The sequence below is a fragment of the Crenobacter caeni genome (genome assembly GCF_010435965.1).
Classification (GTDB): Bacteria; Pseudomonadota; Gammaproteobacteria; order Burkholderiales; family Chromobacteriaceae; genus Craterilacuibacter; species Craterilacuibacter caeni.
The window spans coordinates 16613-31290 of the sequence record NZ_JAAGAA010000013.1 but is presented as its reverse complement, the minus strand read 5'-3'; the positions used below and the strand labels follow the sequence as shown (position 1 = coordinate 31290).

Annotated in this window: 14 protein-coding genes; 12 read left to right on the top strand and 2 right to left on the bottom strand. The window is 63.4% G+C overall.

Features of this window, described 5'->3' with window-relative positions; translation table 11 throughout:
- Positions 1-66: 66 nt before the first annotated feature.
- On the bottom strand, positions 67-546 hold the full coding sequence (locus GZH52_RS13655; RefSeq protein ID WP_163317139.1) for a DUF4442 domain-containing protein: 480 nt from the start codon (positions 544-546) through the stop codon (positions 67-69).
- A 70-nt stretch (positions 547-616) separates the two neighbouring features.
- The gene (xseA, locus tag GZH52_RS13650) at positions 617-1966 is read right to left on the bottom strand and encodes an exodeoxyribonuclease VII large subunit (RefSeq protein WP_163317137.1); all 1350 of its coding nucleotides are present in this window, start codon (positions 1964-1966) and stop codon (positions 617-619) included.
- Between the two features lie 381 nt (positions 1967-2347).
- Between xseA and GZH52_RS13645 the strand changes: the two genes are divergently transcribed.
- From GZH52_RS13645 to gmtX, 12 genes are all read left to right on the top strand, one after another.
- Positions 2348-2959 (top strand): MotA/TolQ/ExbB proton channel family protein, encoded by a 612-nt coding sequence (locus tag GZH52_RS13645; protein ID WP_163317135.1) that lies wholly within the window; start codon positions 2348-2350, stop codon positions 2957-2959.
- A 6-nt stretch (positions 2960-2965) separates the two neighbouring features.
- Positions 2966-3388, top strand: coding sequence for an ExbD/TolR family protein (locus tag GZH52_RS13640; protein WP_136553461.1), 423 nt, complete (start codon positions 2966-2968; stop codon positions 3386-3388).
- A gap of 9 nt (positions 3389-3397) precedes the next feature.
- Positions 3398-4411, top strand: coding sequence for a tetraacyldisaccharide 4'-kinase (gene lpxK / locus GZH52_RS13635; protein ID WP_163317295.1), 1014 nt, complete (start codon positions 3398-3400; stop codon positions 4409-4411).
- A complete protein-coding gene (locus tag GZH52_RS13630; RefSeq protein ID WP_163317132.1) occupies positions 4392-4577 on the top strand; it encodes a Trm112 family protein in 186 nt (61 codons plus the stop codon). Before lpxK ends, GZH52_RS13630 begins: the two co-directional genes overlap by 20 nt.
- Positions 4574-5329, top strand: a complete 756-nt coding sequence (gene kdsB, locus GZH52_RS13625; RefSeq protein ID WP_163317130.1) for a 3-deoxy-manno-octulosonate cytidylyltransferase — start codon at positions 4574-4576, stop codon at positions 5327-5329. Before GZH52_RS13630 ends, kdsB begins: the two co-directional genes overlap by 4 nt.
- A 31-nt stretch (positions 5330-5360) precedes the next feature.
- On the top strand, positions 5361-6014 hold the full coding sequence (adk, locus tag GZH52_RS13620; protein WP_163317128.1) for an adenylate kinase: 654 nt from the start codon (positions 5361-5363) through the stop codon (positions 6012-6014).
- 245 nt (positions 6015-6259) lie between these two features.
- On the top strand, positions 6260-6733 hold the full coding sequence (locus GZH52_RS13615; protein ID WP_235844324.1) for an NUDIX domain-containing protein: 474 nt from the start codon (positions 6260-6262) through the stop codon (positions 6731-6733).
- 79 nt (positions 6734-6812) lie between these two features.
- Complete coding sequence (locus GZH52_RS13610; protein WP_203525767.1) at positions 6813-7328, top strand: VPA1267 family protein; 516 nt, start codon at positions 6813-6815, stop codon at positions 7326-7328.
- A complete protein-coding gene (locus GZH52_RS13605; RefSeq protein WP_163317126.1) occupies positions 7325-9517 on the top strand; it encodes an ATP-dependent DNA helicase in 2193 nt (730 codons plus the stop codon). Before GZH52_RS13610 ends, GZH52_RS13605 begins: the two co-directional genes overlap by 4 nt.
- Entirely contained in the window at positions 9514-10995 is a 1482-nt protein-coding gene (gene gmtY, locus GZH52_RS13600; RefSeq protein ID WP_163317124.1) for a gamma-mobile-trio recombinase GmtY, read from the top strand. The genes GZH52_RS13605 and gmtY overlap by 4 nt, the downstream gene beginning before the upstream one ends.
- The gene (gene gmtZ, locus GZH52_RS13595) at positions 10995-13922 is read left to right on the top strand and encodes a gamma-mobile-trio integrase GmtZ (protein ID WP_163317122.1); all 2928 of its coding nucleotides are present in this window, start codon (positions 10995-10997) and stop codon (positions 13920-13922) included. The genes gmtY and gmtZ overlap by 1 nt, the downstream gene beginning before the upstream one ends.
- The gene (gene gmtX / locus GZH52_RS13590; protein WP_203525766.1) at positions 13919-14668 is read left to right on the top strand and encodes a gamma-mobile-trio protein GmtX; all 750 of its coding nucleotides are present in this window, start codon (positions 13919-13921) and stop codon (positions 14666-14668) included. Before gmtZ ends, gmtX begins: the two co-directional genes overlap by 4 nt.
- Positions 14669-14678: the final 10 nt, after the last annotated feature.

Genomic DNA, 14678 nt, shown 5'->3' with positions numbered 1-14678 from the left:
CGGCCTTTACGGTCGCCTGCATTCGGCCCGCCGCCACCGCCCGGGTCGTGCATGTCGTATAAACGCCTAATCCGGGCGGCCCTGTTTTTCCTTCTTTTCCTGCTTGCGCCTCACATAAAGCGTCTTGTGCACGCGGGCGACCACCTCGCCCTGCTCGTCCTTCACCTCCACGCTCAGTTGCGGCAGCGTCTTGTCGCCGTGCGCGGTCTCGGCCCTGATGCGCTCGATGAGCGCGTCGTCGATGCTGAACAATGCGCGCACGGTACCCTTGCCGGGCTTCAGGTAGTCGATGCTGCCGGCCTTGTCCCATACGATATAGTCGCGACCCAGCGCCTTCATCAGCATCAGCATGAAGAAGGGGTCGGTCATCGAGTACAGGCTGCCGCCGAAGTGGACGCCAACGTAGTTGCGGTTGGCGAGGCCGAGCTTCATCTTCACCTCGACCCGGCGCCAGTCGTGGCCGATATGGCCCACGCGGATGCCGGCACCAAGATAGGGCGGCCACAGGTTGATCAGGGTCTTGAAGAGTGATGGGGTGATACGCATGGTTCAAACGGCCGTTTTAACAAGCGGCCATCGTCGCCAAGCGCAATGCCAATGTCAAGCCTACTGACCGTCAGAACGGGAGCTGACCCTGCGCGCCGCGCGCCAGTTCGATCCGTGCACCAGCCTCGCCGTGGGCCAGTTGCAGCGTCACGTGCTCGCCGTTGCTCAGCTGTTCGACGCCGCGCACGGTCTCGCCGTGGTCGTTGCGCACGATCGCATAGCCGCGCGACAGCACGGCGTGCGGGTTCATCGCTTCCAGCGCGGCCTCGAGCCGGGCCAGCTGCAGTTGCCGCGCCGAGCCAGCTGCCGTGGCGTGCTGTGCCAGGTGCGTCTCCAGCGCCCGCAGGCGGGCGGCTCGGGCGGCCAGGTCGGGCCTGCGCAGGCGCTTGGCCAGTGCGTCGCTGCGCGAGCGGGCAAGCGTGAGCCTCGCGTGGATCAGGTAGCGCAGCCGGCTGTTGGCCTGTTCGAGTTGGCGGTGCTGGGCGCGGATGCGCTCGCCCGGGTGGGCGAGGCGGCGGGCGCAGAAGTCCAGCCGCTGCTGCTTGTCGGTGATCAGGCGGGAGAGCGCGCGGATCAGCGCGCGGCGGCTGCGCTCCAACTGGAACTGCATCGCGTCACGGCTGGGCGAGACTAGTTCGGCCGCCGCGGTCGGCGTGGGCGCGCGGCGGTCGGCGGCAAAGTCGGCGATGGTGGTGTCGGTCTCGTGGCCGACGCCGCTGACCACCGGGATCCGGCAGGCGACGATCGCGCGCGCGACGGCCTCTTCGTTGAAGGCCCACAAGTCCTCGATGCTGCCGCCGCCGCGGCAGACGATCAGCACGTCCACTTCGCCGCGCCGGCTGGCCGTGGCGATCGCCTGCGCGATCTGGCGGCCGGCGTCGCTGCCCTGCACTGGCGTGGGGTAAAGCACCAGCGGAATCGACGGCATGCGCCGGCGCAAGGTGGTGACGACGTCGCGCAGCGCGGCGGCGGCCGGCGAGGTAACGATGCCGATCGCCCTGGGGTGAGACGGCAGTGCACGCTTGCGTGCCTCGTCAAACAGCCCTTCCTCGGCGAGGCGGCGGCGCAGCCGGTCGTACGCTTCGAACAGGCGGCCGAGGCCTGCCTCGCGCATGGTGTCGACGGCGATCTGGTAGTCGCCGCGTGCCTCGTACAGGGTGACCGTCCCCCGTAACTCGACCTGCATGCCCTCGCGCGGGGTGAACGCGAGCCGCGACAAGCGCTGGCGGAACATCACGCAGCGCACCTGTGCGCTGGCGTCCTTCAGCGAAAAGTAAGCGTGGCCGGAGGCCGCGAGCGTCAGGTTGGAGATCTCGCCGCCTATCCACTGCGGCGGGAGGCCGTTTTCCAGCAGGCTGCGCGCCATGCGGTTGAGCGTGCTGACGCTGATGATGTCTGCGCTCTGGTCGGTAAAAAGCATGCTTGTCAAGTCATCCACAGGGGCGGGGTTGGCGGGTTTCAATTGTCGGACAAGACGTTTTTCGCTTGCCTGGACCGTCAGCGGGGGGGTTGGCCCAATAAAATCAATGGCTTGCCGGGTTGACGCAATTGTGTGCAAGGCAGCTGCAACGCTTGCTGCATCAGCCTTTACGCCGTTTTGTGCACATTGTTATCCACAGAATTTGTGGATGCATCGGAAAAATGCTTTTGCCACAGTGGCTTGCGGCGAATTCCTGCCGCCGATTCTGGCCGGTGCAAGCTCCGCATCTTTGGCCCTTATTCCCGTTTGTCCTTGCCGGCTTGCCGTTGTCGGCGTTCGCGGCTAGAGTCTAGCGCTTGGACAAGCGTTGGAGAACACTCTGTGTGGGCGATTATCGAGGCTGCCGGCTGGCCGATCTGGACCATTATCACCGCGTCGGTGATCTCTCTTGCCATCATCCTTGAGCGCCTGTTCACCTTGCGGGCTTCCCGTATCGCACCGGCGGGGCTTGCCGATGACGCGATTGCCGCCTGCCGCACGTCGGGTCCTAGCGAGGCGCTGGTGCAGCAACTGGCCGCGCATTCGCCGCTGGGGCGGGTGCTGTCCGCCGGTGTGCGTAACGCCTTGCGTTCGCGAGAAGTGATGAAGGAGGCGATCGAAGACGAAGGCCGTCTGGTCGGGCACGAACTCGAACGCTATTTGACCACGCTGGGCACCATTGCGGCGATGTCGCCCCTGCTCGGTCTGCTGGGGACGGTGATCGGCATGATCGAGATCTTCGGTTCGCAGTCGCCGACCGGCACCAACCCGCAGCAGTTAGCGCACGGCATCTCGGTCGCGCTCTACAACACGGCCTTCGGCCTGATCGTCGCGATTCCCAGCATGATCTTTTACCGCTACTTCCGCGCCCGTGTCGACAGCCTGCTGGTCGAGATGGAGGCGCAGGCAATCCGCTTGGTCGAGGCCGTGCAGGGGCTGAGGAGCGGCGGGTAAACGGCGATGAACTTCAGACGCGGACAGCAGCGGGACGAACCCGAGATCAACTTCATCCCCTTGATCGATTTGTTGCTGGTGATCCTGATTTTCCTGATGGTGACGACGACGTACTCGCGCTACTCGGAGATCGAGGTCAACCTGCCGACGGCCGACTCTGGCGCGGCCGAGCAAAAGAGCGCCGAGATGGACGTGCTGGTCAGCGCCGGCGGCGAAGTGGTCGTGGGCAAGACACGCCTTGCCAAGCCTTCGCTTGGACAGCTGACCGAGCTCTTGCAGGCGGACGCGAGCGGCAGGCAGAACCCGGTGGTGGTCATCAGCGCCGACGCGCGCGCCGAGCATCAGTGGGTCGTCAACGTGATGGAGGCCGCCCGACAGGCCGGGCTGACCCAGCTGACCTTCGCGACGCGTACCGACGCGGGAGGCTAGGTGGCGGGTGTGATCGAACGCCACTGGTACGCGCCGCGTCCGTGGTTGGCTGTCCTGCTGTGGCCGCTCTCGGCCTTGTTCGCTCTAGCGAGCGGCGTGCGCCGTATGGCCTACCGGGTCGGCTTCTTGAGTCAGGTGCGCCTGTCCTGCCCGGTGGTGGTGGTCGGCAATATCAACGTCGGTGGCGTCGGCAAGACGCCGCTGACCCTCTCCCTGATCGAATCCCTGCAGGCCATGGGTCTGCGCGTGGGCGTCGTCAGCCGCGGCTATGGCGGCTCGCGCCGCGAACCTTGCCTCGTGCGTGCGGGCGATACGGCCAGCGAAGTCGGCGACGAGCCGCTGCTGTTCGCGCAAAGCGGCGTGCCGGTTGCCACCGGGCGCGACCGCGTCGCGGCTGCCGCCTTATTGTTGGCTGCCCACCCCGGGCTTGACCTGATCCTGTCCGACGACGGGCTGCAGCATTACAGGCTTGCGCGTGACCTGGAGCTGGCCGTGCTGGATGGCGCGCGCGGCCTCGGTAACGGCTGCCTGTTGCCGGCCGGGCCGCTGCGCGAGCGCGCCTCGCGCCTGGGCCGGGTCGACGCGCTGGTGGTCAACGGCGAAGCGACGGGGCCGCTGCCTGAAGTGCAGGGCGTGCCGCGCTTCACGATGACGCTCGAGGCCGGCGAATTTTTCGAAGTGGGAGTGCCTGGCAACCGGCGCCGGGCGGCCGATTTTTCCGGCGAACGTGTCGTCGCCCTGGCCGGCATCGGCCACCCGGAGCGCTTTTTCTCGACGCTCGAATCGCTGGGCTTGCGTTGCGATGCGACGCTGGCCTTTCCGGATCACCATGCCTTCACTGCGGCGGACCTGCCACGCGCCGACGCCTTGGTGGTGACCACCAAGGATGCCGTCAAATTGCAGGGCATCAATCATGCTAGACTATGGGCTTTGCCGGTCAGGGCGAGGCTGTCGCCCGACCTTGCCCGGTGGATCGCCGCGCAACTGAAATTAAGAGACGCGAATGGACGCAAAATTTCTTGAAATCCTGGTCTGCCCGCTGTGCAAGGGGCCTCTGGTCTACGCCAAGGACGCGCAAGAGCTGATCTGCAAGCCTGATCGCCTGGCGTTCCCGATCCGCGACGGCATCCCGATGATGCTGGAGAGCGAGGCACGCGAGCTGCCGGCCGACGAAGAGGTCGGTCAATGAGTTTTACCGTGGTCATCCCGGCGCGCATGGCGTCCACCCGCCTGCCGCGCAAGCCGCTGGCCGACCTCGCCGGCAAGCCGATGGTCGTGCGGGTCGCCGAGCGTGCCGCGCAAAGCGGCGCCGCGCGGGTAGTGGTCGCGACCGATCATCAGGAAATTGTCGACGCTTGCGCGGCGCATGGCGTCGAGGCGATGCTGACCCGGGAAGATCACGCGAGCGGCACCGACCGGCTGGCCGAGGTAGTTGCCCGTCTTGGGCTGTCCGCCGACGCGGTCGTCGTCAACGTGCAGGGTGACGAGCCGCTGATCGAACCCGCCCTGATCGACCGCTTGGCCGGTGCGCTGGCTTCTGCGCAGCTGCCGATGGCGACCATGGCGCACCCGATCGACTCGGCGGCCGATTTCTTTAATCCGAATGTCGTGAAGGTTGTCCTCGATCAGGACGGCCTTGCCGCTTATTTCAGCCGGGCGCCCATTCCCTACGCCCGGGACGCGTTTGCCGAACGCACGGACATGCTGCCAGCCGGTCTGCCGGCGTTGCGGCATATCGGCATGTACGCCTACCAGGCGGGATTCTTGTCCGTCTACGCTACGCTGTCGCCGTCCCCGCTGGAGACTTTCGAAGCGCTCGAGCAGTTGCGCGTGCTCTGGCATGCCCACCGCATCGCGGTGGTGACCGTTGACGAGGCGCCTGCGGCGGGGGTCGACACGCCTGCCGACCTCGAGCGGGTGCGTGCCATCCTGACAAACTGAACACCCTTATCCAGACACGGAGTCACAGACCATGAAACTGATTTTGTTGGGCGCACCGGGCGCCGGCAAGGGCACCCAAGCCAAGTATGTTTGCGAAAAATTCGCCATCCCGCAGATCTCGACCGGCGATATGCTGCGTGCCGCGGTCAAGGCCGGCACCCCGCTGGGCCTCGAGGCGAAGGCGATCATGGACGCGGGCGGCCTGGTTCGTGACGACATCATCATCGGTCTCGTCAAGGAGCGCATCGCCGAGGCGGACTGCGCGAACGGCTTCCTGTTCGACGGCTTTCCGCGCACCATCCCGCAGGCCGAGGCGATGCAGGCCGCCGGTGTGACTATCGACTACGTGGTCGAGATCGACGTACCGGACGAGGCCATCATCGACCGCATGTCGGGCCGTCGCGTGCATGTGGCGTCCGGCCGCACCTACCACGTCAAGTACAACCCGCCCAAGGCCGAGGGCGTGGATGACGAGACCGGCGAAGCGCTGATCCAGCGCGAGGACGACAAGGCCGAAACCGTCAAGAAGCGTCTCGACGTCTACCATGAACAGACCGAAGTGCTGGTCGGCTTCTATTCGAAGATGGCCGCCGGCGGCGACGCGAGCGCGCCCAAGTATGTGCGTATCGACGGTACCCAGGCTGTCGACGCCGTGCGCGACGCGCTGATTGCCGCGCTGGTGTAAGGACGGGCCGGCCGTGCCGGAAGTGGCACGGTTACGTCCCATGCAAAAGCCCGGCCTGGCCGGGCTTTTGCAAGTGTGGTTGGCCTGCGCCTTGCGAGCCTGCCGTAGCGGGTTTCCCCTTATGCATGTTTGCCTTGCGATGTGGGAATGCATTTGAGCGCGATGCTTGCGCTGTATACAATCGTTGATTGTCGGAATCGGGGTGCGTCCCCATTGGCAGATCGTTCGAACTGATTTTGGAATCCATGCATACACATAGAGAAACACGACCCGAGCGCCAGTTGTCCCCGTCCCTGATCCGCAGGGCGACGGCGATCGTCGAGATGCCTGACGGCGTGCTGGTGACGGCGCCCTTGGGGGGGCGTTTTGCCTTGCCCGGCGGCCGTGCCGAGCGCGGCGAGCTGCGTTCGCAGGCCTTGCTGCGCCATATCCGTGACGAGACGGGTTTGCGTGTCAACTCCATGCTTTACCTGTTCGACCACATCACCGCGCACAACGCGCACAAGGTCTACCTGTGCATCGGTCAGGGCACCGCGCGTCCGCAGGGGGAAATGGCGCGCATGGCGTTGGTTGCCTCGCCGGACACGGAACAGGACCTGCATATCGAGACGCGCGCGATCCTGCGCCGTTATGCGAAGCTGCGTGGGGAAGAGGGGCCGAAGAGCGAGGCGGTTCGCGCCTTCCTCGCCCTGGCCCGCTATATCGCCAAGGTCGATTGACGCGCGTTGCAGACAAAAAAACGGCGCACCCCTTATCCGTTATGTGGAGTCACTGACCACTCATAATTGGGTCCCGAAAATGCCGCTTCCAAACATGGAGGCGGCATTTTTTTGCCTAGCATTTTTGTTGGTGTGGAGTATTGTTAAAAATACTATGAGTGCACTCAACAATCTCTCCGGCCAGCAAAAGGCCGACCTAAACCTCGCCACCTTCCTGTCTTGGGTCGCCAGCAAGACTGACGCCGACTATCGGGAAATGGTCTTGCGCGGCCAGCTCAGCCGTAAGGAGATTGCCAGAGAGTGCGGTTTCGCCAAGAGCGTTCTTCTGCAGAACCCCCGCGTCAAGGACGCCTTGCGTACACTCGAAGCCCAACTGCGCGAGCGCGACATCCTGCCCCCCGTTGCCGATCCCGCAGCCCCTGTACCAATCACCGACCCGCCCAATCCCCGCGCCGCTGCCGACAAAGCCCGCCTGAAGCGTCTTGAAGCAGAAAACGCCGCCCTGCGTGCCGAACTCATGGCGCTTCGAAGCCAGCTGGAGCGCTACCGCCTGATGGATGACGTGCTCGCCAGCACCGGACGACTGCCTAGATGAGCCTCCCGAGCCTCACCGTCCGTGTCAGTGCCATTCGCAGCCAATCCCCGCAAGGGCGTGGCGGCGCGATCTTCACCGGCATCGAGGTGGACGAGCGTGGCATGCGCCAAGATGCCAAGGCACATCTGGTCGTCAAGGCACCGCACTGGCTGCTCACGACCGCCGTCGAAGTCGGCCAACTCTGGATCATCACCGGCAAGGTCGAGGCTAGCACCATCGTCGTCAATGGCTACCGCCTGACCGAATCCACGCTGACCCCGGAGGCAATGGAACTGCTGCGCCCTTCCGGAGAGCACATCGTCACCCTGCTTGCCGAATGCGATGCCTTCGCCGGAATCGGTATGGTCAAGGCACGTCGCCTGTGGGGTCACTTCGGCCACGACCTTTACGCCATCCTCGACAACGGCGACGTGAAACGGCTCGAAGAAGTGATGACCACAGACGCCGCCGCGACCCTTGCCGACGCCTGGCACCGGTGGGGTGATACCTTTACCCTACAATGGCTGCAAGCCAAAGGGTTCCCCCTCGCCTTGGGCCGAAAGGTCATCGCCTATTTCAGTCCGCATCCGGCTATCCAGATCGAGCGCGACCCCTATCGCCTGATCAGCTTTGCCGCCGATTGGGCTACCACCGACCGACTCGCCCGAGACACCTTCGGCATTGCCGAGAACGATCCGCGGCGACTCGTTGGGGCGGTGGAGGAGGCCCTGTACGGGGCGTTCGACGCCGGACACACCTGTGCGACTCGCAGCGAGGTAGTGCAGCGGGTAGGCCGTTTATTGGGTTCCGACCACATCGTTGACCGTGCCCTCAGCGAAGCCGAGGCGAAGGGATGCTTCCTGCGCCGTGCCGGACGGCTGCATGCCGTTGGGCCCTATGTCATGGAGCGCGGCATTGCCGAGTCAATCGCCCAGCGCGCCGTTCAGCCCGACCCTCTGCTCAATCGCAGCGAACTGGCCGCCGCACTGACCGGCTACCAGGCCGAGTCCGGCGTCACCCTCGAAGCCAGCCAGTCCGACGCACTAGCGGTAGCGAATGCCAACCCCATCGGGGTCATCACCGGCGGGGCCGGCACCGGCAAGACCACCGTGCTGCGCGCCTTCTTTCGCATTTGCGCGGAGGCGGGGTGGCCGGTCTGCGCCATGGCACTCTCCGGGCGTGCCGCACGACGCATTAGTGAAGCGACCGGCCATCCAGCCACCACCATCGCCGGGTTTCTCGCCAGCGTTAATGCCGGCACCCTGCCTCCGCGTGCGGTTGTCGTCATCGATGAAGCCTCCATGCTCGATCTGCCGGCTGCGTATCGCCTGATCCGCCATCTGCCGGAAACCTACCGCTTCGTCCTTGTGGGCGACCCGCACCAACTGCCGCCGGTCGGACCGGGGCTGCTCCTGCATGAACTGGCCCACCATGACGGCATCCCGCGCGTCGAGTTGCAGCAGGTCAAGCGCTACGGCGGCAAGATTGCCGAAGCCGCCACCGCGATCCGGCGAGGCCAATGGCCCGACCTGCCGGAAGATCCACAGGCCGAGATGGCTTTCCTGCCCTGTGCGCTCAACGACATCAACGATGTGGTGCTGGACCTGCTGGCCGACGACCCGCAAAACGTCCAAATCCTCTGTGCAACTCGAACCGCTGCCGCCGGCGGCGTTAAGGCGATCAATGCCCTGTGTGCGGCAGCCCTGCATGCCGCAAATGAAGAGCTGCTGCGCTGGAACGCCGAATTCGAGATCGTGCAGGGCACCGGCTTCCGGGTCGGTTCGCCGGTGATCTGCCTGATCAACGATTGGAAAATGAACCTGCAAAACGGCTCGCTCGGGGTCATCGTGTCGGTCGAGCCGCCCGACCGTGATGCCCAGCCGGGGCAACGTCTTGGCGTCATCCGATGGGATGACGGGCAGCAGCGCGACCTGACGCCCGACCTGCTGCCTCACCTGGAACTGGCCTACGCCATCACCATCCACAAGGCGCAGGGCAGCCAGTTCCCCCGCATCATCGTGCCGGTGCGCCATGCCCGGCTGCTGGACCGTACGCTGCTCTATACCGCGATCACCCGTGCGCAGCAGCAAGTCATTCTGGTGGGCGATGTGGCCGCCGCCAGAAATGCGGTCGAAGCACCGCCCCATGCGTCGTTGCGTCAGGTGGCGCTCGGCGCGTTGCTCACCGAAATTCTGGAGGGTATGGCATGACCCATACCGTTGTTTATTACAAGGTCGTGCGCGACAACACCGGCATCCATGAGGAAATCCCGGTCATCCTCACCGAGTTCGGCCCGCTGCAGCCCCTGATCCACTACATCCTCAAACATCAGTACATGCTGTCGGAGAGCAGTACCATCAAGCTGGTGCAGGCGGTGGGTCTCCTGGTCGACTATATGGAAGCCAACCATGCGTTCTTCGACAGCCCTGCAGACCTGTTTACTACCTTCGTGCAGCGCCTCTACAGCGGTACGGTGGGCGTCGATGGCAGCGACCCCAGCGGTCTGTACTGGGATGCCCGCAAACCGCCTGTCGTACGCGTGCTGGTCAATCACCTGTCCAAGTTCAGCGACTGGATGGCACAGGAACAAGGCACCCAGCCACTCAATCCGTGGCGGCAGGCGACGCGCGCGGAAGAACAACTGGCGTGGGCAGCTTGGCAGCACCAGAAGAATCGCGCCTTCCTCGGTCACACCATGCGCATCGACGTCGCCGCGCTCAAGGTAAGCCAGGCGCGCAGTGTCCTGCTCAAGCGCAACCCCGTCATCGTCCACGAGCCGGTCAAATACTTTCCCGCGGATCGCATGGTCGATCTGCTATTCAAAGGTTTCATCGTGCCGGGCAAGCAGAAAAGTCCGCGCATCGAAGAGCGGCTGAACCTGCGCGACATCCTGATCACGATGCTGCTGCACTATGGCGGCTTGCGCATGAGCGAGCCGTTTCACCTTTACATCCATGATGTGATACCCGACGACACGGCCCCTGGCGAGGCGCTGGTCAAGGTCTATCACCCCAGTCTCGGTCTCGCCCCGCCGGATCTGCGCGATGCCAAGGGCAAGCCGGTGGCCTGCGATCGCGCCACCTACCTGCGCGACAAGTACGGCCTGCCGCCCCGCACGGACTACAAGAGTTCACACACCCTGCACGCCGGCTGGAAAGGCAATGCGCTCGACAGCAAGCAACACTTCATGCATGTGCATTGGGTTCCGCGCTGGGCGGGGGAACTGTTCTGGAAGTTGTGGGTGTTCTACATGGCGCAGCGCGACCGGCTCAATCCTGACCATCCCTATGCCTTTGTCACTCGTGAAGGCAAGCCCTACAGCATCGATGCCTTCGAGGATGCGCATGCCAAGGCGATCAAGCGCATCGGTCTCACCCCGGCCAAAGCGCTCGGCACCACGCCCCATGGACACCGACATGCCTACGGTCAGCGCCTGTCAGATTTGGGACTCGATGCGATTTATCTGCAGAAGGCACTGCATCACAAGTCGATGGAGTCCCAGCTCGTCTATACCGCGCCGGATCGCGTGAAGCTCAAACGAGCCATTGATGCTGCCCTGGCTAAAGCGGAAAAGGCCGACGACGGCGCGGCGCTGCCGCCGCCCGACTTCCTCGCCTATGGCTTCAGGGACGTTGATCCACTCGGTCTGTTCTCTGGCCCGAACCCGAAATTGTTGAGGAGACGCTGATGCGCAAAGGACAACAAAAATTAATCAAAAAATTTGACCCGAAATTCAGTTTCCTCCTCGATCTCGACCCGGCCATGGAAGGCTGGCGGGGGTGGGCTGCGGAGTATTGGGCGGGGCTGCCCAAGACTTACCACTACATGCAAACCAGCCTGGCTGCCTTTCTGGTCACCTACCTGCATGGTCAGGGGCTGCATTCCTTGCCGCCCGAAGCGTTCTTTGCACGGGATCGCAGCCTGCCCGCGCTGGATGCGGCACTGCAACTGTCGCTGGTGAGCGAAACGGCCGCCAAGGCAAAGCATGACGCTGTCAGCGACTTCCTCGACTGGATCTTGCGCGAAAAATTCGCTGTGCCCGACGCTGACGGTCTTCGCGTGGTGCCGCCCCACCTCGGCAACCCTTTCCCGAGACGGCGGCCCAAGCAGCACGGCAAAACCTTAGACCTGAGCTTCATCCACGTACTGAAACTCGATCCCAGGCTGGAGGATTGGTGCAGCCTCGCCGCCGAATGGATGCAGGATCAGAAAAGCGCCGTCAATGCTCGCCGTGGAGCCATCGACAAGTTCCTGATCAACTACCTGCACGGCCAGAACCTGGAGCGCAACTACAGGCGTTTCCTGCTGCGGGAGACGAAGAAGCCAGATTTTGCTCAAGTGATTGTGGACGCTAAACGCAGGGGTTCGCAGGCGCTTCAAGCAGAAGATGTAAAGTACAACAACATCGTTGCCGAGTTCCTTGACTGGGTGCTTGCGACCACGTTTGGCGACCCAGACTCCGGCGAATGGAACCGCTCCCGTTTCCACAACCCCGTCCAGCGGCTGACGACATCTGGCCTGACCACCAACACCCAATCGGACAAGGCGGCACTCTCTATCCGCTACATCCGCGAGTTGCGCGGGATGCTGGCAGAGGGCCGGAGCTTTCGAGACTGGACCTGGGCGCAGCAGGCGATGGACCAAGGAGCATATGGCGGCGACTGGTTTATTGCCAATCCTAAGCTCGTCAATCCCAACGACCCCGACTGCGTGGCGCGCAAGCGTGCGGCGTCCGCGTATGAAATGAAGACCAAGGGCTATCCGGCCGAAGTGTGGGAGCTTTGGTCGCCCGTGCGCGCGGTGGCGCTGTATCTCAAGCTGCAACTGCCGCTGCGCACCTTTCAGGTGCGCATGCTCGACTCGGGTGAGGCCGATACCTGGCGCTACGTCCATGCGCCTGGCGGAGGTGGGTTCGTACTCAACCCTGGCCCGCTCGCCACCGGCAGCGAGAAGAGGCCCTGCCAACGGGGGGTGTTCCATCGCAGCGCGAACGAGAAGGAGGCGGGCATTTACATCAACACTAATAAGACCGCCGACATCAACAAGGGCGAGAACGAGAGGGGCTACGTGATTCCCTGGGCCCACGACGAAGTGTTGTACTGGCTGGAGAAGCTGCGCAACTGGCAGGAGAGGTACAACCCGATTAACGCGCCGACGCCGTGGACGGAACTAGAAAATAGGCACTTTAACAGAACACCGCCCCACCCCGAGGTGCTGGCACAGCGGGGTGCAGCCTGCTTCCTGTTTCGTGACCCCGCCGCTAGCGCGGGCGACAAACCGCTTGACGCTTCGGCTTTGAAGTCGCTTTGGTATAAATTACTCTCAAAACTGGAGCGGCGCTGCGCCGAACGGGGCGAGACCCTGAACGACGGCACCCCGCTGCGCTTTGTCGATCCGGACTCCGACAGCGCCACTTATTTTCCCCTGCATGCCCTGCGGGTGTCGCTGATTTCTTACTTCATCCTCGACCTCAGGTTGCCGATTGCGGTGGTGTCCAAGATGATCGCCGGGCACGCGACCATCATCATGACCCTTTACTACACCAAGTTCGGCAAGGCATACATGCGGGAGGTGCTGAACGAGGCTGAAAAGAACGAACTGGAAGCGGAACAATCCAACCACCGTCGCTTCCTTCAGGATGCCAGTTTCGAGCAGGTGAGCCAGCGCTTCGCCTATGTGTCGGAGGATGCAGTGCGTGCGGCCATCACGAACCGGGGCGCAGTCGCTGCCTTCGTCTTCGACGACAAGGGCATCTGCCCCAATGGCGCGACGCTGTGCGATGTGGGTGGCGAACGACTCACTAATCGTCAGTCTGAACAGATTTATGGACCTGTCCCCGGCTTCCCGCAAGAGCGCAACTGCGCCTGTTGCCGCTTCTTCCTGACCGGCCCCGCATTCCTGCCCGGCCTGATCGCGCACTTCAATACCGTGAGCGAAAAAATCCACCGCCAGAGCGACCGCTACAACACCTTACAGGACAGGCTGACCTTTCTTGAGGATCAGCAGCTTGAGGCCGAACGGGCGGATCGGCCCTTCCTGCGCACGCGCGAACTGGATCAGCTCAACAAGTACATCGAGGCCGAGGCGCTGATTCTCAACAAGTTTATGAACGACCTGCATGCGACCAACCACCTGATCCAGCGCTCGATCCAGATCGCCGAGGACACATCGACGGAGGGCGTGAAGCTTGTGGCCAAGGGCACTATGGCCGACCTAGAGGTCGGCTTCATCGAGTCACAGTCGGTACTGCACCAGTTGGAAGTCGTCTGCGAGAATGCGGTGATCTACCCCGACATCGATGCCGGTTTTGCTACCCTCCGGCGTGCACAAATGCTCGATGCCATGCTGCGCTACAACGGCATGGAGCCGGTGATGATGTACCTCGACCAGGAACATCAGCTGTTGATCGGCAATGCCGTGATGCAGTTGATCCAAGCGCGTACCGGCTCGATCGAGGGAGCGCTACCCTATGCCGAATGCCGCCTCAAGCTCAAGGAAATCGGCCTGTTCAAGGAGCAGGTGCTCAACGAGATTACCGAGGTCAAGGCAAAGATTCTGATCGACCACGTCAAGGCCAAGCGGACCCTGTCGCCGCCCAAGGAGGATACGCTATGACCATGCATCCTGACGACCTGCTCGATCAGCTCAAGAAAACCGCTACACCACGCAAGCAAAAGACCCTCGAGGTCATCTACGAGGTCTGCAAGGAACAGTACGAGCGTGGCAGCCGCGACTTCTCTGTTGCAACGATTGCCCGCATTGCGGCGGATCGTGGTGGCCCGGGCAAGGGCGCGATCCACAACAAGACCGGCGATGACTACAAGGGCTTGATCAAGGCCTGGGCCGAGCATACAGGGGGCGTCACCCGCAAGGTGCGCCAGGTCAGCGAGAACCCCTACGCGGCGCTGATCGACAAGATCGAAAACCCGGCACTGCGCTCGATGATGTCGGGCATCCTGGCCGAAAACAGGCAGATGCGCCGGGAAATCACCCTCCTCAAGGCCGAGGGGAATCGGGTCATCGACATGCGCCCCAAAGCCGCCGAACGCAGTGATTCGGTGCAGATACTGCCCGCATCGACCGGGTTGCTTCCCACCGAGATTGAGGCACTACGCCATGCTGTCAGCGACCGCTTGTTGAACGACGAAGGCTGGACCGCCGACGCTGAAGGGCGTGTCATCAACGAGGCTGGCCGAGTAGTCTTCAAGCCGGGGTATATAACGGCGATCAGGAAAATTATTGGTGAAGGTGAGGCAAGTACAAGCAACACGGCGAAGAGGGCCGGCGTCGCTAAGGCATTGGCGCTCATTCCTAATGGCGGAGAGGGTGCCGACTGTGCCCGGGGTGACGGCATCCGGTAGAAGCTGGTTT

Bases quoted from the DNA above. Each gene is read 5' to 3' on its own strand.
- gmtX (WP_203525766.1), top strand. From the start codon at position 13,919: ATGACCATGCATCCTGACGACCTGCTCGATCAGCTCAAGAAAACCGCT.
- GZH52_RS13655 (WP_163317139.1), bottom strand. From the start codon at position 546: ATGCGTATCACCCCATCACTCTTCAAGACCCTGATCAACCTGTGGCCG.
- gmtY (WP_163317124.1), top strand. From the start codon at position 9,514: ATGACCCATACCGTTGTTTATTACAAGGTCGTGCGCGACAACACCGGC.
- GZH52_RS13615 (WP_235844324.1), top strand. From the start codon at position 6,260: ATGCATACACATAGAGAAACACGACCCGAGCGCCAGTTGTCCCCGTCC.
- GZH52_RS13630 (WP_163317132.1), top strand. From the start codon at position 4,392: ATGGACGCAAAATTTCTTGAAATCCTGGTCTGCCCGCTGTGCAAGGGG.
- gmtZ (WP_163317122.1), top strand. From the start codon at position 10,995: ATGCGCAAAGGACAACAAAAATTAATCAAAAAATTTGACCCGAAATTC.
- GZH52_RS13640 (WP_136553461.1), top strand. From the start codon at position 2,966: ATGAACTTCAGACGCGGACAGCAGCGGGACGAACCCGAGATCAACTTC.
- xseA (WP_163317137.1), bottom strand. From the start codon at position 1,966: ATGCTTTTTACCGACCAGAGCGCAGACATCATCAGCGTCAGCACGCTC.
- kdsB (WP_163317130.1), top strand. From the start codon at position 4,574: ATGAGTTTTACCGTGGTCATCCCGGCGCGCATGGCGTCCACCCGCCTG.
- GZH52_RS13610 (WP_203525767.1), top strand. From the start codon at position 6,813: ATGCCGCTTCCAAACATGGAGGCGGCATTTTTTTGCCTAGCATTTTTG.
- GZH52_RS13605 (WP_163317126.1), top strand. From the start codon at position 7,325: ATGAGCCTCCCGAGCCTCACCGTCCGTGTCAGTGCCATTCGCAGCCAA.
- adk (WP_163317128.1), top strand. From the start codon at position 5,361: ATGAAACTGATTTTGTTGGGCGCACCGGGCGCCGGCAAGGGCACCCAA.